We start from the raw sequence: 22,380 nt of genomic DNA, 5'->3' as shown, positions 1-22,380 counted from the left end.
GGGGCGTATACGACCATGATTCCAATCCACACATGTAAGACAGACTCGATTACTGATGTGCGATTCGCAGAATTGATAGGTAAATTCGAATGTTTGTTGCAGGATCAGGAGATTGCCCATAAGGTCATTGCCGTCAAAATCGAGGATGTTATTCATTTTATGGCGGCTTGTTGTGCTGTGTTTCAGTTACAAGGGATAGTGCTTCCTCTGGACAGCGTGCATACTCCTGCTGCTCCAATCGATTTGCTAATTACGGATGATGCGTGTGATGGCGAACGTTTTGCTATACCGAATGTGGTGATTGCGGATGTACGTGTGATCGCTGGACGGCAAGTGACTTCGGACAGTAGATCAATCGGAGATATTATGCTTTCTGACTATGTGTCCACTACGTTGATTCCGAAGGCGAAGATGAATAATTGGGTTGCCTTCCATCAAGACGTATGGAAGACAGACTGCTCCAATACCCTCTTTTTTTATGAAAACAACAAGGATTTCTTCAGCTTTATCTGGGCATTGCCTGTATGTATGCGCGGGAATCTGTCGATTGCTCATATTGATGCGGATATCGATCTCAAGGATATAACGACCGTAATCATGCCATTAGCAGAAGTAGATAAAATGTTGGGGAAAAGAAATCATCATAATAAAACCTTGATTACGTATGGAAATGAATTGATGGAGTATGCGAGCAGGAAAGAGACGTTCTCAGATCGCTCCATTCAATGGTTAAACTATTATGGCTTTCCGTACGTGACATGGCTGTCCGCCGCGAAACCTTTTATCGTGAACGGGAAAAGAAGTCTGCATCATGAAATTAAGCCGATCAAAAATATCCAAGTTAGCGTTATCAACGAAGCGGGACAGTACCAGCCCTACCATGCGATCGGTTCTCTTGCCGAAACTACCGATGGGAGCACTGTTGCCACACCTTTCCGCGGGGTTATGGAGCCTGATGGAACGATCATATCGATTGGCTGTGCCTGGCCGATTTTGTATAAAAACCGAGCCTATCTGCATACAGCAATCGTAGAAAAAGAATTGACTGCGATTGAATTTATCAAGGACTATTACGTCGATTCGGAGCACATCTACTATGTGGCGAATTCTGATAAATCCGCGTACGAACTGGATGCAATGTTGTGCGCGTCGCTCCCGGGGATATGGTCCGGCTGGGAATATACGGAGGTTCCTTATCTTCCTAGGGATGGGCGAGGTCAAGTGAATACTGCTAAGCTCACAAAGATGAATGGTATTTCTTATTCCAAGCTGAACGCTGTTCGAAGTGAAATTCATGAATTGGGAATTGATAATGCGATACAGTTAGCTTTTCAAAATGCGGAACCATGCTTAGTACTGCCATCCCTGGATCGGGTCATAGACTCCATAGAGACGACTGACGAACAGGGCTCACCTTGTTCGCCAGTCGATGCTTACATCCATGCCGGGGCATTGGATTACAAGAAGCAGCATACTGCGAATTTGACAGAATTGCTTGCAAAGCGAGCGGCAGGAACTCAGCAAATTGTGTATATCGAGCAGGAAGGCAGGCTCGCGCAATCTTATCGGGAGATGTACGAGGAGGCTCGCCGCTTGGCCGGAGGTCTTCGCGCCATGGGTGTTAGAGAGAATGACAAAGTCATTCTTCAGCTTTCGAGCAATAAGGATTATTTAGAGATTTTCTGGGCCTGTATCTGGATTGGCGCCGTTGTTGCGCCGTTAGCCGTCTTGGATGACTATGGCGCGGAAAACGTAAACACTCAAAAATTGAAGGACATTTATGGACTTCTGGGAGATCCGTTCATCGTATCCGCACCGGAATTGGTGGAGCCCATTTCGAGGATGAATGACGGTGCCGGCAGGTCTCCTATGAAAATTATTGACTTTGCATCTATTCCACGCGATGTGTATAAGTGCGAGCCGTATGAGTGGGAAATGGAGGCGCCCTGCATGCTTATGTTCACGTCCGGCAGCACGGGAGTGCCTAAGGGTGTCATGCTTAGTCAACGAAATATTTTCGCCAGAACCTTGGCCGAAATTGAAATGTATGGATTCAATGACAATGATGTGGATTTGAACTGGATGACCTTAACGCATGCCGCGGGCCTTGTATGGACGCATATTCGAGATATGTATCTCGATATGCTTCAAATTCAAGTGAAATCCGAGCTTATACTTCGGAATCCGCTGTTATGGATTTCCCTGATGAATGAGTATCAAGCCACGATCACGTGGGCACCGAACTTCGCGTATGCGCTCGTGACCAATGAGCTTGAGGATGCGAAGGATTATGGGTGGGATTTATCCCGACTGAAATCCATTTTTGCTACGGCTGAAGCCAATGTGAGCAAAACGTTGCGGAAGTTTGTGAGCAGGCTTCAAAAATATCAACTTCCGGAAGATGCTGTTAAGCCGGCTTTCGGTATGACGGAGACGACCTCAGTCATGATTTACAACAATCATTTCGCACTTAGCAGTACAAGCGATGACGACAAATTTGTACCGATCGGAACACCTGCTCCAGGCCATGAGTTCAGAGTCGTGAATGATGCAGGTGAGTTCGTAAAGGAAGGCGTAGTCGGTCACATAGAAGGGCGCGGAGAGGCAGTAACACAAGGATATTTCAATAACGAGAAGGCGAATGAGGATGCATTTACGGCAGATGGATTTTTTAGGACAGGCGATCTGGGATACATCCTCGATAATCGTATCATCCTGACGGGGCGGGCCAAAGACGTCATTATTATCAATGGATTGAACTACTACGTTCAGGACATTGAGACTGCGGTGGACGAACTTGAAGACGTGCATGCCTCTTTTACCGTAGCGACCTCGGTTACGAACAAGGACGGCCAAGAGGAGATCCTGATTATTTTTAGCCCGAAGGATGAAAGCGTATTGGAGAATGTAGCTGCACTAAGAGAGATCGTTTCCAACATAAAAAAAGAAGTTAGAGCAAAGTGCATGGTGAACCCGACTTATGTGGTACCCGTTTCGCACCAAAAATCGATTCGGACAGAGCTCGGGAAAAAACAGAGAAATAAGTATCGAAAAGCGTTCTGGAACGGCGAATATCTGCCTATGTTGCAGCGAATCGAAGGGAGCTCTTGGCAAGAACGATATATCGTCGAAGAGCATTGGCAGCGGAAGAATCGTACAGGGGCGAGAACGCGAAACACATCGGAAACTATTGCAGTCATAGCGGATCAAGTGGAATTCGCGATTCGCCTCTTCAAGCATTCCGGGTTGAATGTGAACATTTATCGTGAACAGGATATACCGGATATTGTGGAACGGCTCATTATTGACCTAGCAGCACTGGAATACAGTGAAGAAGACCCTATCGAATTTGCATGCAGTATGCTGGCACACTTGGCCGGATTGTCTAAACGCAGCGGAAATTTGAAATTGATCATCCCTTCAACCCATGCATTGATTAGGAAGGGAGATACTTTCTTTTCCTCGACGAATAGCATGTTAAGGGGATTCGTGAAAAGCTTCAATATTGAGCATTACGATAAATCATGCAGATTGATCGACTTTGATGTCTTTGATCCAGCGACATTTATAGAAGAAGTACGATCCGCCAGCAAAGAAGAAGAAGTATCGTATCGAGATGGGCAAAGGTATACATCCATTCTCAAAAGCATCAAGAAAACGGATTTCTCAACTCCTCTTATCCCAAGCGGCAGCGTCATCTTGCTGCTGGGCGGACTTGGGGGCATCGGCAGAGTGCTTGCCAAGCATCTTGTAGCCAATTATAACGCGAAGCTCATTATGTTTGGCAGCAGTGGGCTGGAGCCAGAAAAGCAGCTGATACTGGAAGAGCTGCGCAGCATGTCTACAAATGTGCTATACAGGCCAGTCGATATTGAAAATGTAGATGAGATGGAATCTGTGCTGTTGGAATGTGAACAGATATTTGGGCAGAAGACAAGCTTTTTCATAAACCTAGCGGGTAAAATCTCTGCTTCCGAGAAGGGCGATCCCCATTGGAGCGCTATGGAGAGCCATCGTATCGAGCAGGAAACACCGTTCAGCATACGAGAGGTCTTGACCTCTAAAGTAACCAGCAGTCTTGCGATAGAGAAATTGCGGGAGAGCAGGCAGAATGCGGTTGTTATTATGTTCGGTTCGGTAAATGGATATTTTGGCGGGACATCCTTATCGGCTTATTCAGCAGCCAACAGCTTTCAGGATATGTACTGCAGGCACTTAAACAATTGGGGAAAAGAGACCTATTGCATCAGTTGGAGCACTTGGGCAGATATCGGGATGAGCAAAGACATTCCGGAGGGAATTCGCAGAGTCTCGTCTACGAGCGGCTTTTTCTCAATACCTGGTGAGGACAATCTTCGTTACCTCGAGTACATCCTGAATCATCATATTCACAATGCGATGGTTGGGATTGATCGACACGCGAAAAAGAATCATTATCTGCTTCATGATAAATACGAACCCAAGCTTAAGGTGTATTACACAGGCGATCAGCTAGAAAGCGTAAAGAGGATTATCGGAACAAGAATAGGGGGAGCAATGCCTGTCAAGTACAGCAAGGTGGTTGAGATTCCGAGAAACTCACCTCATCTACAGGATATCCAATATCACGTGCTGCAGCATGCAGCTGCAAGCTCGGCAGGAATCAAGGAAGAGCAGGAGCATCTATCGGAAAATTCTATTCGCATGATGGAAATATGGAAAGACGTATTGAAGCTATCATCTGTAGGCATACATGATGATTTCTTTGATCTGGGCGGAAATTCGATCTTGATATCAAGGCTGCTATTTTCCATTCTGGATCAATTCGGTGCGGTGGTTACATTCCAGGATGTGATCAATAACAGCACGATAGAAAAGCTTATCAAGCTGATCCAGCGTTGTGATGAACAGGTGGCAGAGCAGGAATCGCATCATGCGGACGAACTGGAGGAAATGCTGCGGCGTGATGCAGAGCTGCAATTTCCAATTGAAGCCTATTTGCAAGCTGCGAAACGGGGAAGTGAGAACAAGAATCTGCTATTAACAGGGGCAAGCGGCTTTCTGGGCGCTTATTTATTAACTCAGCTGCTCAAAAATACGACCTGCCATATTTACTGTCTTGTACGAGCGAAAAGCCAAGCAGATGCAGAGGAACGAATTCGGCACAATCTCAACACATACGGGCTGCAGGATGAGTTCATTGCGGAGCGGGTCACTTGTCTAAAGGGGGATATTTCAAGCCTTCATCTTGGATGGACGGAAAAAGAGTATAACCACATGTCTGAAACGATTGACGTCATTATGCATGCCGCAGCAGACGTTCATTTTGTATCCCCCTATGAGAAGGTAAGAGACATCAATGTTGAGGGGACGAGGAAAGTGATTCGGTTTGCCTGCCATAGAAAAGTAAAGCCACTGCATTATATTTCGTCATACACCGTTTACGATAGTCTTCCCTATCATCAAGAAGTGATTGCAAATGAGCGAACAAAGCCTGAGCTGAAGGCTGCTGCTCACTTGAACGGTTACACGCTTACGAAAATCGTTGCGGATCGCCTTGTTGGTCATGCTAACGAGCAAGGGCTCCCTTGCAGGATATACCGCATCGGAACGGTGACGGGGGACACCCAGCGGGGAAGATGCCAAGTGAAGGACTTTTTCTGGCTGTTAATCAGCGCCAGTCTGAAGTTAAAGAAGCTGCCTGCAGTAGAGAAGATAGGCTTTCACCTTGTGCCTGCCGATACATTGGCTGCGGTTATTATTGATCTTGCCCAGCGGCCGTACCATCAAGAGGGGCAGGTATATAATCTGGCATACGATAAAATTTGTGTACCCCAAATCCTGGCCTGGCTTCAACAAATTGAGCCTGATTTGCAAACAACTGCGTATGACTGCTGGCTTGTGGAGTTAATAGAGTATGCCAGCCATCACAAAGACATGGCTTTATTGTCTATTCTGGGCGCATTTCCAGCGGCACAGCAACTAGAAAATGCGAGCATAGTCGAAGTGAGTTCAGCGTTTACCAGCAATCTTCTCAAAGCTCGGAATGTGAACTCTGAGGGAATGACCTTCGAGACATTTCGTAAAACATATGACTATTTGAATGAGATTGGTTTCTTTTCATGAATGGGGGAGCACAAATGGAATTGAGAGAGAAATTGCTGCTTTTATGCCAGGAGAACCTTGGGAATGACGATATTTCGGAACAAGCGAATTTTTTTGACATCGGATGCTCGTCCTTAATGATCTATAAAATTTCGGAACAGGCCAGAGAACGGTATGGACTGAATATTAGCCCGATCGATATGATGACCTATCCAACCATAGAGAAGTTGATTGCCTACCTTCAAGAAGGAGAACAAGCGCCGAAGGGCGATAATTTAGGGGATACAGCTATTACGGCACGGAAAAATCTCAGAAATAGACGCCAGAGAGGATAAAGCCGATGAATGAACACGCTGAAAATAGCTTGGATGTCGCCGTGATCGGCATGTCGGCAAGATTCGCCATGTCGGCAAATGTGGAGCAATTATGGGATAACCTCGTGCAAGGCAAAGACTGCATTACACGAGATCAGAGCAAGTATAAAGCGAACTATGTGGCTGCGTATGGCAAGGTGGACAATATTGCAGACTTTGATGCTGATTTCTTTGGCTTCAATAAAAGAGAGGCCATGAATGCCGATCCGCAGCAACGATTTTTGATGGAGGGCGTGTACGAGGCGCTAGAGGACGCAGGTTATAACAGCCATAAATACGCAGGGAAGATCGGCTTGTATTCAACGACGGATGAGCACTTATATGTATGGAATTATTTAATGAGAGAACAAGGGGACTGGTATTTAAATTTTCACCTGAACGAATTTCATTTTGACGGAACGTTCAGCACGCTGATCGCTTATAAGCTGAATTTGCAAGGGCCCTGCGTATTGACCAAATATGCCTGTGCTTCGTCGCTGGCGGCGATTCATTATGCGTACCAAGGACTTCTCAATTATGAATGCGATATGGCGGTAGCAGGGGGCGTATGTCTGGAGCCGGAGCAGGAGGGCTGCAATTGCTTTGACAATACGGTTTCGAGAAGCGGCTATGTGAAGGCCTTCGATGCGGATGCAGATGGATTAGTTAAAGCGGCGGGTCAAGGGCTTGTCGTATTGAAGCGGCTGGAAGACGCCTTGAGCGACCGCGACCGCATCATTTGTGTCCTTAAGGGAACAAATTTGAATAATGATGGCAACCGCAAAGTCGGGTTTGCAGCACCCAGTGTTCAAGGGCAAGAGGAGGCTATCCGCGATGCGCTGCTGATATCGAATGTGAAGCCAGTAGAGGTCGGTTACTTCGAGACCCACGGAACGGGAACAGTGCTCGGGGATACGGTTGAACTAAGAGCGCTGAAAAATGTCTTCAAACCTAATTCGGCGGATCAAAAGGTCTATATTGGTTCGATGAAATCCAATATTGGACATACGAGCTCGGCATCGGGGGTTGCTAATTTTATAAAAGCAAGTTTGATGCTGAACAAGAAGATAATGCCGCCTAGCATTCATTTTCATCATCCGAATGCGGAGCTCCTGGATAAAGATTGTCCCGTCGTGGTCAATGACCAGCTTCGAGCTTGGGAAGGAGAAAGTCCGAAAATTGCGGGAGTCAGCTCATTTGGAATGGGCGGCGCCAATGCGATTGCGATCTTGAGCGAGCATGAACAGGAGGAGCATCATTATACCGCCGAAGAAGAACTGTTCGTCATTAGCGGCAGGACGGATACCTCGCTCCTGAACAATTGCATGAAGCTTGCAGATCACCTCAAGCATCATGACGTGCATCTCAAGGATGCCGCATATACGCTGCAGGCAGGACGGGGAAGCTTTGAGCATAAATTTTATGCGGTATGCAGAGATAAGGCAGCCTTGATCGAGAAGCTGGAACAAGCGCATAAAAGTAAAAAAACGTCGCCTGTGAAAGCTGGCAAGATCGTCTTCGCTTTCTCCGGTTCGGGCAGCCATGGTGATTCCATGGGCAGAGAATTATACGAAAGCAATGTCATTTTCCGGCGAGAAATGGATCGATGCTTCCACATCGTACATGCGATAGCTGGCAAGGATTACAAGCCCTATTATCTTGCTAGCGGGACTGACAATCAGGCAGAAGACCATCAGTTGGCGATGATGTTCATTACCTTTGCTTCCGGATACTCGCTGGCGAAATTGTGGATAGAGCTGGGCATTCAACCTGATCTTCTGCTTGGCCATAGCCTTGGGGAATATATCGCGGCTTGCATTTCCGGCATATTTACCCTTGAAATCGTGCTTGAGGTTCTATGGAAGAGGGCAGGTTTGTTCCATACCCTTCCTGAGGGGACGATGCTGGGAGTTGCCTTGACGAAGGACAAGCTTGAAGCTCTATTAACGGATGGCGTAACGATTGGGGCCGAAAATGGTGAAAAAAGATTCCTAGTATCCGGACTCGATCAGGATATGGAACGTTTCATTGAGGCGCTGGAGCAAAATCGCATTAGATTCACCAGATTGCCTGTAAATCGAGCCGGACATTGTCCTGCCATTCAACGAATCGAGAATGCATATAGAGAGGTGCTTCAGAGCGTCCATTTCGCAGAAGGCAGCATTCCGATCGTATCGACCTATACAGGGAAATTGATAGAGAAGCAGGAAATGGCCACGACTGATTATTGGATAGACCAGATGATCAATCCGGTTACGTTTCATTCAGCCGTGAAGGAGATTGCTTCTAAGCATAACGCTATCTTTATCGAGATGGGACTATCCGATCAGTTGACAGATCTCATTCGCAAAACGATTGCGAATGACTCCGCGCAATATGCTGTCTCTTCTTTGAAGGAATCGAAGGCCAAAAATGCGAGAGAAGGACTCCTGCATGCTGTAGGAAAACTGTACTGCAGAGATGTGGAAATTATGTGGGACAAACTATATAACGAAAAACCATATCGAGTATCCCTTCCGACCTATCAATTTGACAGAAAACCATATTGGAAATACAAAAAACATGTAGTTGGAGACAATCAAAACGTCGTCTATTCGGACACGGAGCAGGAAGGCAGTAAGGAGCCGGAGGTACAAGCGGAGGAAGCTGCTTCCGATTGCAGAGATGCAACAGACATAGCGTTAGTGGATATCTTCAAGGAAGTGCTGGGGATCGAAAAAATAGGAATCTATGATGATCTGTATGAGTATGGCTTCGATTCTTTATCTGTCGTGATGGTTACCTCGAAAGTTGAAACGGTTCTGGGCAAGACGCTGTCCATCAAGGATATATACACGGTTACAACGATAGCGGATTTGTCAGATCTTCTGGCAACCAAGACTGCGGAGGAGAAGGTTCCTGAGGAGAAAGAAGTGCAGCTTGCTTCACGAAGCATCGATGATATGTTCAAAGAAATGTAATGGGGATTCAATAGGAGATTAAGGATATGAGGATAGTACAGGAGCTGCAAAAGCTAGATTTCATCCGAGATTATCAGCTAGAAGCAGATAGATGCTATTTCAGTACGAATAAAGAAGTGCCGTTGGAGCATGTGATGGCATGTGATCCGATGTATGAATACATCCCGCTCCCATTTATCCCTAGGAATGAATCGGGCTGCTTGGATGCTGCGAAGCTCGAAGGGATGGGTTATATCTCTTCCCGGACTTATACCGAGCTTCAGCAGCGATTTATTGAGGCTGGAATACAGGCAGAGATGGCTATTGCCTATGACAATATGGAACAGGGCATTGCTTTTGATGAACGTATCCCAGCAAAGCCGATTAGGGCTGAGGAAGAACAGACGAAAGGCGAGAGACCGGCAATTGCTTCAAATGGCCTACTGGTTCAGGATCATGCGATTGGAAATCTGATTGACTTGTTCCAACAGCGGGCTTCCAGTACCCAGAACATCATTTACGTCGACAAAGATGGAGTAGAGGAACAAAGCTATCGGGAGCTGTACAAGGAGGCAGCCGATCTCGCCAATGGGTTGCAGGAGTATGGTCTTACGCAAGGGGATGTCGTCATTTTTCAGCTACCTGACAATAAAGCCTTCATCGAATGTTTTTGGGCATGCTTGCTCTTGGGGGTCATTCCTGCCCCCTTGAGCGTGTTGGACAGTTACGGGGCGAATAATGTGCACACCGAGAAGTTTAAGCATATTTGGCGGCATCTGAGCAAGCCATATGTGATAACCACGAACCGGCTGCATGATGAAATCCTCCGGATGGATGTGGACGATTCTGAACAGGTCAAGGCGATCTCCATCGAACAGTTGAAAAGGAAGCGAGAGGCTCCATTCGAACCCTATTCCTGGCATCGTGATGAGATCAGCTTAATTTTGTTTACGTCGGGAAGTACCGGAGTGCCGAAGGGCGTTACGCTAAGCCAGAAAAATATGCTCGGCAGAACCTTGGGCGAAATCCAGTTGAACGGACTTGACAGGCGCGAAGTTGACTTGAACTGGATGACATTGACGCATGCCGCAGGTCTGATCTGGTCGCACATCAGAGATGTATATCTGGATATTCAACAAGTGCAAGTCCATACAGAGCTGATTTTGAACGAACCGTTGCTGTGGCTTGAGCTCGCTCATACCTACAAAGCTACCATTACGTGGGCGCCTAACTTTGCTTATGCGCTTGTCAACAACTACTTGAAGGATGACGTCGATTACGGGTGGGATCTATCTAGACTCAAGTATATGTTCGCTGGCGGAGAATCCAATAATAGCAAAAATTTACGAAAGTTCCTGAAGCGATTGGAAAAGTACGCCTTGCCTGAAGAGGCAGTGAAGCCGGCCTTCGGGATGACGGAAACCTCCTCTTGCATTACGTATTATCAAGACTTTTCGTATCGCGGGAGCAGCGACGAAGACAACTTGCTGCCTGTCGGCACACCGATGCCAGGGGCGGAGATTCGGATTGTCAATGAGCAGGGTGATCTTTTGCAAGAGGGGGAAATCGGCTATGTGCAAGGAAAAGGCGAGTCGATTACGGGCGGATACTATCAGAACGAGCTTGCGAATCGCGAGTCCTTTACCGCCGACGGCTATCTCATTACCGGAGACATGGGCTATATACGCAATAATAATTTGATCCTGACCGGCAGACAAAAGGACATTATTATTCTCAATGGCCTGAATTATTTTGTTCAAGACATTGAAGCGGCCGTGGATGACCTCCCAGAAGTGAACGCATCGTTTACAGCAGCGACCTCCGTTAAAAATAGGCTGGACGGCAGCGAGCTGGTGCTGGTGTTCTTCTCACCGCAGGATGAAAGCCTGCTGACACAGGAGACGAAATGCGAACAATTGAAGGAGCTTGTGCTCCTGATAAAAAATCAAATTCGAGAAAAGTGCCTGCTCAATCCGGACTATGTCATCCCCATTTCAAGCCAAAGCGCAGAGAGAACGGATATCGGGAAAAAGCAAAGGAAGCAGTATCAAGCCAAATTTCTCAATGGTGACTTCAATGATATTCTGCAAAAAATTGCAGTCAACAATACAGGAGTGATTGTGAAGAAAGAATGGCTCAGAAAAGAACTTGGGCATAAGCCAATGGGGAAGATCTATGTGGCAAATGCCACAGCATATATCTGTTCCGTGCTGGAAAAGAAAAGTGTCCATTATTGCACGGTTGAGGAAGCTGACGATGGAAGCGAACAGGATGTTCTAGTGGACTTCTATTTCTATGAGGAAGAAGCTGTTGCGGAGATTTCGCAGCAAAGCATCCAGTCTTCATTGGCGAAGGCACATCGATATATGAAGGGGCTAATGGGAACGACCAAGAGACGGACGGTGCTATTTCCTGTCAAGCAATCTATGGTCAGCCGATTCGATCAAGTATTCCGCGTGAATCACAGCTATTTGGCAGGAATGCTGAAGACGGCTTCTTTAGAGAATCCGCTGCTATGCTGCCGGCTTGTGGATGCTGATGAACTGGATGCAGCTTCGATTCAAGCAGAAGCAGATGTATCGATTAAAGATGAAATCGTCTTATATCGCGAGGGAAAACGCTACGTTCCAGCCATGAAAACACTCAAGGTGAATGAGCGTAAAGAACCGGAACCGATAATTCCGCAAAACGGGCTAATTGTTGTTGCCGGAGGGCTTGGCGGGGTCGGCCTGCATGTGTGCAATTATTTAATTCAAACATACAATTCCAAGCTGCTCATTATCGGTTCATCAGATGTAGAGGCGGCAGAGAATAGCAATGGTTATGCGGAGCTTGCAAACCAGTCCCCATCCATCATGTATGTCAAGGCTGATGTGACCGAATATGAAGAAGTATTGGCAGCTATAGCGAAGGCGGAGGCGGCATGGAATATGGAACTGGCGGCCATATTCAATCTTACTGGGAAATTGTCGGCAGTGGGGCAGGGAGAATTCTTTGGCAATATGTCCGTACATGCGTTAGAAAACGAAACCCTCGAAAATCTCATGGCTGCTTCCGCTGTGAAACTGTTAGGGACGCATAATCTGGAGAAGATCAGACGTCAGAAAAAGCATGCGGTCATGATCGTATTCAGTTCGCTTACAGCTCAGTTTGGAGGGCGAGGGATGGGGGCGTATGCGTTGGCGAATACGTTCCAGGACAATTACTGCGAATATCTGAGGAATTGTGGAGAAGCAGTATGGTGCACAAGCTGGAGCATGTGGCGTCAGACCGGACTGAACGCATATGGAGAATCTGGTTCGGCAGTGTTTGGCGGCTTTCAAGAGCTCCAAGCAGCGCATGGAATTTATTATCTCGATTATATACTCCAACATCATATTCATTCCTCTTATGTGGGAATCAACAGGGATTCTATGAAGATGAAGTGCAGGATTGTTGACCCCTACTATATGAAGCTGCTCATTCTGGTACAGGATGAGGGAGATAGGAACAAGGTACGAAATATCGTGTACGAACTCGATCCACAGCTTGCTGCACGTCTCGTTTGTTCCATCCGAAAGGGGAGCTTTGTCTCGAATACGAACCTGACCGTTCAACAGCAGAAATTGATCGCGATATGGGAACGAGTGCTGAACATTACAGGAGTAAGTATGACGGACAATATTTTTGATGTGGGAGGCAATTCACTAACCATTTTCCAACTCGTACAGCATATTGCTGACGAATTTCAGGTTGATATCAAACCGATCGATCTTATGACATATCCGAATATATACGAATTATCTGCTTATTTATCAGGGCATTGTACTCCGAATGATATTACTGAAATCAATGATAGAACGAGCAAAAATCGAGACAGATTGCAGCAAAAACATGCTCTGCGCAAAAATCGGAGAGGCTGAGAGGAGAAGAGCGGTCATGAATCTGATCGAAAGAATGAATCGTTTGCCGGAGGATAAACAGCAAAAATTTATAGAAACGATCAAGGAACGCGGTGCGGAATACGGCATTTTTCCGTTGGCAAATAATCAAAAAGGCATGTGGTATGTATATTGCGCCGACTTCGAAAAGGAAAATCCGTATTACAATCCAACATTTAAAATCGAGTTCAAGTACAACGCCGATCGTACCAACCCTGAGAAGATCAAGGCCGCTATTCAACAGCTTTGGGAAACGCAAGATATTTTTTTATTTAAATATGCGGAAATTGGGGGTACCCCTTATCAGTATATGGATAAAGACAGCCGGCCTGCTATCGATGAGGTTGACCTCTCTCACTTGCCGGAACAAGAGGTAGATAAAGTGATAAGAGAACAGGAAAGAGAGTTTTGCCTGCGCAACTTCAATCTATTAGAAGAGAATCCGATAAGATTCCAGATGATTAGGGTGAATCAACATGTAGAGCTGCTGCTGATCGCCGTCCATCATTTAATTAGTGACGGGTGGTCAGATGGGCTCGTATGCAAGCTGATCATTGAAGCGTATTCGGGGAGGAAGCTGGAGAAAAGCGCCTATCAATATGCTAATTACATTATGCATGAGCACGCGCCGCGAATGCAGCAGAAGCTGCAGAACAACTTGATTTATTGGAAGGAAAAGCTGGAACAGTCGGACTCTTATTTAGATCTGCCAACCGTATATGACAGATGCTCGCAGGAAGAGGCAAGGTCTTCGATTTCGGTGTTCTCACTGGACACTGCGACGACGCACAGTATTAAAAAGATCGCAAAGGAAACAATGGGCAACCTTCATACCGTTCTGCTTAGCCTGTTCACCATCGTGCTGGGCCGATATGCGAACAAATCAATGATGAATATTGGTACAACTTTAGCGAACAGAGACGATTCCAGATATGTAAATTTGGTAGGAGATTTTGCGTCCGTGATTGTCATGCCTGTTGCTTACGAGGAGCAAGCAACGATCAAGGAAGCGATGGAACAAGTAAAAGACATAATGTTCGAGAGCATGGAACATTCGAATGTGATTCTAAGCGATGTCATCGAAAATGTAGCTTTTCAAAGAAGGGAACATGTTCATCCTTTATACCAGATTATTTTTGCTGTTCACAGCAAAAAACTGTTCAGCGGCATTGCGGAAGGGGAGTCCATTCAGATTGATGGCAGCGATGTCATCATCCATACCCTTAGCCGCGATAACACGAATGATTTCAAGCTTGATCTATGCGCGGTTGTGGCCGATAACGGCGAGGGCTTGGACATTCAATTCGAATATTCGACGAAGCTGTTTTCCCCAGAACGGATCGAAAGTATTGCTCACGCCTATATCCATTTCATCCGGGAAGCAGTGTTTGACATCAATCAGCCGATCAACTGCTGTGGGCTGGCTAATGTGGAGGAATTACGGGCAAAGCTTGAAACGTATGAAATTACCTACTGTCCTAAGAAATTATTGAATGAAGTCAATATTCGCGAAGAGCAGGTAGCGGTTATGCATGCAGAGCTGGCTTTGCTCGACGAGTCTTACCACTCCGTTCCGCTCGGATTTGAAGGCGATATTTATTTCAAAAGCGGGAATGCATGGTATGCCACAGGGGAGAAAGGCTGCATCGATGAGAATGGCCGCTTTGATATTATCCCGCATAAGTCAAGGGTCGTATTGTTCAATCATGCCGTTATCGATCTGAAGCAGTCGCAAGAAGCCATTCGAACCAAATACCAGCTAGACTTTTGCGAACTAAAATTGACAAAGGAGAATCACCTGATTCTTTTTTATGACGGCGATTTGATGCTATATCCAACTGAGCTGCTGGATATTCTTCCGGTACCTCCTACATTGACCTATCGAACGAAAGACATCCATGGGAGTCGAATAAACAAGAATATCAAGCAGCTGGTATCAGCGGTTAAGGAGCTTCAAGTACAACCCGATGTGAAAGATGTCGTCATCGTTCAACCAAGAGATGGAGACATGTTCCATCTCCTATTCAGCACACATAGCAGGCAAAAGCTTAGCAAGGAAACAATTGAGCGGATAGATCGCAATAACAGCAGCGAGCATATCCTTTTCAAGTTTGTTGAACCATTTCCGATGGCGAACGGAACCATCGATTGTCATCATACGACATTCCATGATCAATATACGTATCCCAAGCTGAACAAAACGGAAACCGAAGAAAAAGTTACTGCGATATGGCGACAAATCCTGGGGGATGACAGCACGTTCGGCTTACATGAGAAATTTTTTGAGGCCGGGGGAAGCTCGATCAAAATTATTCAAATGCTCCATATGCTGAACAAGGAATTCAATACGAATGTGAACATTGCTGAATTGTTCGTGTGCAATACGATTCATGAAATCGCTGCACATTTGGATCATCATGAGCAAGCTGTATCGGAAAATAGATGCGAGATAGAAAGCTGCAAATTTTAATAAAATGAAGGGAGGAATAGACTGCATGTCAAGTTTCAAAGAAATCGCAATCATCGGAATGAGCGGACGATTCCCCAGCATTCAGCATCTGGACGAGCTGGACTCCATCTTTGTCAACAAGAACGATTGCGTTAAGCCTTTTAGTGATACAAGACGCGACTTGCTCGGATTAGATCCGGACAAAAAGTATTTTGAGGTTGCTTATATCGACGGCGTGGAATATTTCGATTATGACTTTTTCCATCTTTCCAAGCAGGAAGCTGCCTACATGGATCCGCAACAGAAAATGATATTGGAATTAGCATGTGAAGCGATTGAAAACGCTGGATACAGCTTGGAGGCAGCAAGAGGCAGCAACACCTCTGTCGTGCTTGGAGCACACAACAGCCATTTTTATGATGATTACGTGGAGGATGCATCAGGTGTCGCGATGATCGGCAACTTTCTCGATTCGATGGCAGGGCGAATCTCGTACAGCTTAGACCTGCACGGTCAATCGGCCATCGTTCAGACGGCATGCTCATCCTCGTTGTATGCGATATATGAAGCGTGCATCCGGCTGAATGCCAGGGAAACGGAGATGGCCCTTGCTGGAGGGATTACGCTGGAATTCCGTGTGAAGTATGACGACTATGCGGAGACGGATGTACTGGGTCTCATTTCTCCTCATGGAAGATGCAGCACCTTCGATGAGCGTGCGAATGGAATTAATCTTGGAGAAGGCGCCGGCTTTGTCTTGCTCAAGCGATATGAAGACGCCGTCCGCGATAAGGATCCGATTCATGCGGTCATTCGTTCTGTTGCCGCCAATCAAGACGGCGGGCGATCGAACAGCCTAGCGGCACCAAGTGCTGCGGCACAAACTGAAGTTATCCTGAAGGCGTGGGAGAAAGCGAATATTCACCCTGAGGATATTGGCTATATCGAAGCACATGGCACAGGGACTAAAATCGGCGATCCGATTGAAATCTTGGGGATTACTGAGGCGTTCAGGAAATACACGGATAAAACGAAAATTTGTCCGATTGGCAGCTTGAAGACGAACTTCTCGCATCTTGGATCAGCGGCAGGAATTGCTAGTGTGATTAAAGGGATCATCTCGATGAAGCACAATAAAAAATATCCGCTGCGCGAGCTTAAAAAGATCAATAGCTTGATCGATTTCGAGTATGCTCCGGTGTACCCGATTACGGAGGTCGAGCATTGGGATGAGCATAAGCCGAAAATGATGGGAATAAGTGGCTTTGGTGTTAGCGGCACCAATGTCCATCTTGTGTTGGAGGAGAACAAAACCAACTTTTGTACAATAGATTCTGAGAAGGAATACTTCATTACGATTAGCGCGAAAACAAAAGACGCTGTAGAAGATTATAAGAAGAAGCTAAAGGCGGGGATTGCGCATTATTCCCTTGGAGATATAGGGTTCACATTAAATGCAGGCAGAAACGACTATGAGTATCGCGTATCCGCAAAAGTAAAAAATAAGATGGAGCTTATGGATTTCCTAGATAGCCCGGTCTCTACAACGGAAGCGGGAGCATCGAAAATGGTATTTTTACTGTCAGGAGATGCTTCGTTCGATGAACATGCCTTGCAGGAATTGAACGAAAAATATACTGTATTCCGCACCGTCTATCAGGATCTGCTAGGCAAAATCACGTTAGAGCATGAAGATATGTTGAAATTGATTGGCTATATTGCGCTGTACCATCAGTTCGAAGTATGGGGAATCACTCCTCATAAGCTCTTAGGTACGGGCATTGGGAATATAGCTATCGATTTCATCATGAACAAGATTTCCCTGCATCAAGCCGAGCAAGAAATTGCTAGGAGCAGCAATGGAGCCTTTAATCACCAAGGATTTGAAGCATACATTACGAAATTGCTTGAAACGGAACATGAAGCGCTTATTTTTGTAGAAATGGGCGATAGGGGGAAGCTGAGCGAATGCTTACAATCCCGGCATGACCATCATGCGCTGAACGTCGTGAGAGCAATTAGCGATGACTATTCACTTTTGGATGCATTATCGGCCTTGTATAACATTGGTGTCAATATCGATTGGGAGAAATACTACTCGACTAAGGAGCAGGTGAAGGTGCATTTGCCGACCTATCCGTTCCGAAAAACCTTGGCATGGCCGAAAAAGCTGCGGAGCAAGGTGGCTGTTCGCAACGTTGAGTCTGAGGCTGCAATAGATGAAGGCCAGGAGCTGAAGCGATTTTTGAAAGATATCTGGTGCAATGAACTTGATATGGAGGAAATTGGCGAGTCCGATGACTTCTTTGATTTAGGCGCCAATTCGTTAATGACGATTAGTGTAACGAACTTAATTAAGCAGAAAACAGGCGTGGAACTGGATTTTGATGATTTTTATACGTATGCGACGATTCAATTGCTGGAGGAGCACATCAAAAACCAGATGAATCATTCTGGTGCCGCCTCATCTGCTAGTTCAACGGACGATAAGCAAATGGAACGAGCCGTACGTAAAGAGCTAATGAACGTCTCCTATAATCAGAGACGGATGCTTTATTTTTTGGAAAACGTGGATCAGGGATCGCTGTATAACATGCCTTTTATCTTTAAAATTGAAGGTGCGTTTCATATGGATGCTTTCCAATATAGTTTGGAAAAGGTCATTGAACGGCATGAAATCATGCGCACGATTTATGTGAAAAAGGATGGAGTATATTATCAAAAGGTTTTGGATGAGTATTCGTTTACATCCGAATACGAAGCTCGAAGAGGCGAAGCTGCCGATGACATCATCAAGGAAATGAAATCCGCTTGGAATCAGGAATTCGACCTGTTCCGCGAAATCCCTATACGCAGCAAATTGATTCAAGCAGATAATAATTTGCACCTGTGGTTTGTTACGATGCATCATATTGCAGCAGACGGCTCTTCTATGGCGATCTTTGGACGGGACATGGCGGCTTTTTATTCCCAATATAGTCAAGGAATAACGAGTGCAGTTCTACCGGAACTGAGCTTGCAGGTTGTGGATTTTGCTGAATGGGAGAACCGTTTCCTAAGCAGTGAGTTGGCGCAAAGACAGGCGGCATTTTGGAAAAAAGAACTGAAGGACATCAATGGCCTTTTGTCATTTCCAGTGGATAAGGAACGTCCGCAGATGCAGACCTTTAACGGAAGCTCGATTGAATTTGAACTGACATCTGACACGGTTGAAAAATGCAAAGCGTACTGCAAAGGCAATAACCTGACTTTGTTTATGCTTTTAGAAACCGTGTTCGCCCTAGCGCTGTATCGCTACAGCAATGATCCTGACATTTGTGTGGCAGTCCCCGTATCCAATCGATTCGACGAGCGACTGAAGCAAACGGTAGGCTTCTTTGCAAATACCGTTGCCATGCGAACTGTGATTCAGCCAGAGAGCTCCTGCAAAGCCGTCCTGTCCAAAAATAAAGAAATGATAGCGAACGTATACGCCAATGTCGAGCTGCCTTTTGAAGAGGTGATCAGCAGCATCGAATTCCAGCGCGATGCCGCATATTCGCCGCTTGTGCAATATATGTTCGTCTTCCAGAACTTTGCGATGAAGGAAATGGGCTTCGATGAGGCGCGAATGACTCTGATGGAGCTAGAATCCAGCTCTGCCAAGTTCGAAATGACATTGATGCTGTATGAGAAGGACAGCGGCATAGCTGGGCTCGTGGAATATAATACTGATCTCTTTTATGCGTCAACCGTTCAGAAGTTTATCGAAGCTTATCAATATATGCTAAATTATGTGATTGAGCATGATGATATCTCCGTGAATCAGCTTCCGTTGGAGCAGGCTGCTGCTCTGGTTGGTGAGGGGAGAAATCGAGCAGAAGATTATAGCTTTTAATCGTAAATCGCTAACACGTAACACCAGTTTGCTTGCTTGTTAAAAATATCGAACATCTTCCACAACGTTTGCTTGACACAATTGGATCGACCGTGTATAGTAATGATTACTGACTCCGTATTAACGGATTTGGCAGTTACATACTATAATATGCGGTCATGGCGGAATTGGCAGACGCGCTAGATTCAGGTTCTAGTGTCAGCAATGACGTGGAGGTTCGAGTCCTCTTGACCGCACCACCTTTTCAATTACAGGTTTCTATTCTGTTGTTATCAGCAGAATAGGAGCCTTTTTTTGTTTTCGGATTAAAGAGCGGGAATATGACAAGGCTGCCTGTATATGTTTTTGCTCCTTTTGCAAGGAAAAATCCTCCCTCAATAGGTAGAGTTATAGCGCCTATATCCCTAATAATGATTATTATTGATAATGATTATCAATAGATGAAGGAGGAATATTATGTGTAATAAAAGTACGCTTATTCTAGTCGTAGTAATCCTATGCACTGTCATGCTGACAGCTTGCTCTCATCAAGCACAAGAGAACAAGGAAACATCCGGCAAAAAATAAGGGGCTCCTTAATCCGAGCTTGAGGAATGTAACGGCGATTAAGAATAAGCATGTCATGGTCGCTGATTATACGAATGCCATCCGCGGCAGTCTTGAACTTGTAGATTTGTACGAGGATGTTGCCAAGTTTGTTCATCCCGAACTATATAAAGGAGAATAGGCGTGACACCCATAACCCATATGACACATAAGAGAGAACCACAAAGCAATTCACTATCTGTTGAAAATATAGTAAAAAAACGAGCCGTATTTTCTGCGATGGTATTCACGCATATTGTTGCAGTTGCTTTATCTGTGGTCATTGCAGTATCGATTGGACAAGTCTCCATTCCATTTCGACAGTCTTTTTGGATACTGGTGGATCACATGAGCGGAATGCAAATCGATTCCATCGATGGGAGCACAAACGGAATGTTTACGGATGTCATTTGGCAAATCCGATTCCCAAGAGTGCTGGTAGCCATGGTTGTTGGTGCGGGACTGGCGCTCTGTGGAACAGTCATGCAGGCATCTGTACAGAATCCGTTGGCCGATCCCTTTATATTGGGAATTTCATCTGGCGCATCGTTAGGAGCGACGTTTTCGATAATGGTTGGTTTTGGCATAGGGGGGATTCTCGGAGAATTTGGAGTCGCCACCTGGGCATTCCTTGGTGCATTGATTGCAGCGGTTCTGGTGCTAGGGCTTGCCAGCATCGGAGGAAAAACATCCTCTGTGAAATTGATTTTAGCTGGAACTGTAATTAACGCGCTATGCGGTGCTTTTTCTAACTTTATTATTTATTTTGCAAAAAATGCAGAGGGTATACGTTCTGTAACCTTCTGGACTGCTCGCGTGATCTCGAAGGATATGGGGGTCGGTGTTCTCGCAGCTCTGCACGATCTTTCTCTAGCTTCTGATATTGTGATTTTCTTTACGTCATGAAGGAAGGACGGATCATAGCTTCGGGAAATCCTAAGGAGATACTAACCAAAGAGCTTATAGGGCAGGTATACGAAGTTGAATGTGAGGTTTATTCCAATCCTATTAACGGGGATCTGGCAATCGCATATCTAACGTAGATTGTAAACTGTCAAAGACAAGCCTATGAGAATAATGAAAACGAAAACTTGTATGGTTTTGTTGTCAATTTGGGGTGCCCTAACAAGCACCCCTTGAAAAATCTGTGGACTCATGATTTGAAAAATCGATTATAGCAGCAGCATCAGTGTCCCACCAATGAGCAAAATAAGACCTATAAAAGCTTTCATAGACAATTTTTCCTTGAATACAAAATATGCAAAGATAATCGTCACAAGTATGCTCAATTTATCGATAGGTACTACGATGCTCGCTTGTCCTTCTTGCAATGCTTTGAAATAGAGCAGCCAGGACATACCGGTAGCCAAGCCGGACAGGGATATGAAAATCCAACTCTTTTTGTCGATTGTTTTGATTCCGCCTTGCTTGTTCGTGGCGAATACGATCAACCATGCCATAAGCAACACGACGATCGTTCGAATAGCGGTACCTAAATTGGAATCAACATTCTCGATCCCGGCTTTTCCTAAAATTGCCGTGATTGCTGCAAAAAAAGCAGAGAGTCCTGCGTACCAAATCCATATCCTGTTTTTGTCTGCGGACTCCTTCGCATCTTGTCTTTGTATCATCATATACGTTCCGATACCAATTAACGCCATGCTGATGATTTTGAGCACGGTGACTGGTTCACCCAGCAAGATGATTGCAAAGAACATGGTGATAATCGTGCTTGATTTATCAATGGGAACGACAACGTTCACATTTCCTAATTGCAGCGCTCGGAAATAGAAAATCCAGGACGCGCCGGTTGTTAGTCCTGATAAAATAAGGTAGAAAAGAGATTTTGAGCTGATGTCAAATAGAGCATGATGCAAGTTTCCCGCAAATACAATTACCCATGCAAAAATGACAACGATCCCCGTTCTAAGGGCAGTAGCCAGATTGGAATCCATGTTCTGAATTCCGATTTTCGCAAGTATGGACGTTAAACCTGCAAACAGAGCCGCGCCAAAAGCATAGATGATCCACATTTAAAAATCCTCCAAACCATAAATAACAATATGTATTCTATGAAACAAATCTCATTAGCAACAGATCACAAAGCTATCTCCGTCAAGGAGGTAAGCACTTATTGCTTGCTTTTGCCCAAATGTGCCCTAGCCTTTGCCCA

General features: G+C 45.5%; 9 protein-coding genes and 1 tRNA gene. 9 read left to right on the top strand and 1 reads right to left on the bottom strand.

Going from position 1 to position 22,380, the window contains the following annotated elements; translation table 11 throughout:
* Positions 1-15 precede the first annotated feature (15 nt).
* The 9 genes from M3661_RS14950 to M3661_RS14910 all read left to right on the top strand — a co-directional run bounded on the left by M3661_RS14950 (position 16) and on the right by M3661_RS14910 (position 21,113).
* Positions 16-6,105 (top strand): thioester reductase domain-containing protein, encoded by a 6,090-nt coding sequence (locus M3661_RS14950; RefSeq protein WP_251486395.1) that lies wholly within the window; start codon positions 16-18, stop codon positions 6,103-6,105.
* Between the two features lie 14 nt (positions 6,106-6,119).
* Positions 6,120-6,419 (top strand): acyl carrier protein, encoded by a 300-nt coding sequence (locus M3661_RS14945; RefSeq protein ID WP_065293376.1) that lies wholly within the window; start codon positions 6,120-6,122, stop codon positions 6,417-6,419.
* Positions 6,420-6,424: 5 nt separating this feature from the next.
* Complete coding sequence (locus M3661_RS14940; RefSeq protein WP_251486394.1) at positions 6,425-9,397, top strand: type I polyketide synthase; 2,973 nt, start codon at positions 6,425-6,427, stop codon at positions 9,395-9,397.
* Positions 9,398-9,423: 26 nt separating this feature from the next.
* Positions 9,424-13,278 carry an SDR family NAD(P)-dependent oxidoreductase gene (locus M3661_RS14935; RefSeq protein WP_251486393.1) on the top strand — a complete coding sequence of 1,285 codons (3,855 nt, stop codon included), beginning with the start codon at positions 9,424-9,426 and terminating at the stop codon, positions 13,276-13,278.
* 16 nt (positions 13,279-13,294) lie between these two features.
* Positions 13,295-15,766, top strand: coding sequence for a condensation domain-containing protein (locus M3661_RS14930; protein ID WP_251486391.1), 2,472 nt, complete (start codon positions 13,295-13,297; stop codon positions 15,764-15,766).
* Between the two features lie 25 nt (positions 15,767-15,791).
* Entirely contained in the window at positions 15,792-19,622 is a 3,831-nt protein-coding gene (locus M3661_RS14925) for a condensation domain-containing protein (protein ID WP_251486389.1), read from the top strand.
* A 152-nt stretch (positions 19,623-19,774) separates the two neighbouring features.
* Positions 19,775-19,861 (top strand) — tRNA-Leu (locus M3661_RS14920).
* Positions 19,862-20,208: 347 nt separating this feature from the next.
* Positions 20,209-20,349: a hypothetical protein gene (locus M3661_RS14915; RefSeq protein WP_251486388.1), complete on the top strand. Its 141-nt coding sequence runs from the start codon at positions 20,209-20,211 to the stop codon at positions 20,347-20,349.
* Between the two features lie 2 nt (positions 20,350-20,351).
* Positions 20,352-21,113, top strand: a complete 762-nt coding sequence (locus M3661_RS14910; RefSeq protein ID WP_251486386.1) for a FecCD family ABC transporter permease — start codon at positions 20,352-20,354, stop codon at positions 21,111-21,113.
* A 266-nt stretch (positions 21,114-21,379) separates the two neighbouring features.
* On the opposite strand, the gene M3661_RS31040 is transcribed toward M3661_RS14910, so the two are convergent.
* Complete coding sequence (locus M3661_RS31040; RefSeq protein WP_251486385.1) at positions 21,380-22,240, bottom strand: EamA family transporter; 861 nt, start codon at positions 22,238-22,240, stop codon at positions 21,380-21,382.
* Between the last annotated feature and the right edge of the window lie 140 nt (positions 22,241-22,380).

Origin of the sequence: Paenibacillus sp. MER 180 (assembly GCF_023713665.1) — a bacterium.
In the GTDB taxonomy this organism is placed as follows: Bacteria; Bacillota; Bacilli; order Paenibacillales; family Paenibacillaceae; genus Paenibacillus_B; species Paenibacillus_B suaedae.
The sequence above is the reverse complement of the archived record's forward strand: the minus strand, read 5'-3'. Positions and strand labels throughout refer to the sequence as shown.

Coding starts and splice junctions, on each gene's coding strand:
- M3661_RS14950 (WP_251486395.1), top strand. CDS start 16: ATGATTCCAATCCACACATGTAAGACAGACTCGATTACTGATGTGCGA.
- M3661_RS14945 (WP_065293376.1), top strand. CDS start 6,120: ATGGAATTGAGAGAGAAATTGCTGCTTTTATGCCAGGAGAACCTTGGG.
- M3661_RS14940 (WP_251486394.1), top strand. CDS start 6,425: ATGAATGAACACGCTGAAAATAGCTTGGATGTCGCCGTGATCGGCATG.
- M3661_RS14935 (WP_251486393.1), top strand. CDS start 9,424: ATGAGGATAGTACAGGAGCTGCAAAAGCTAGATTTCATCCGAGATTAT.
- M3661_RS14930 (WP_251486391.1), top strand. CDS start 13,295: ATGAATCTGATCGAAAGAATGAATCGTTTGCCGGAGGATAAACAGCAA.
- M3661_RS14925 (WP_251486389.1), top strand. CDS start 15,792: ATGTCAAGTTTCAAAGAAATCGCAATCATCGGAATGAGCGGACGATTC.
- M3661_RS31040 (WP_251486385.1), bottom strand. CDS start 22,240: ATGTGGATCATCTATGCTTTTGGCGCGGCTCTGTTTGCAGGTTTAACG.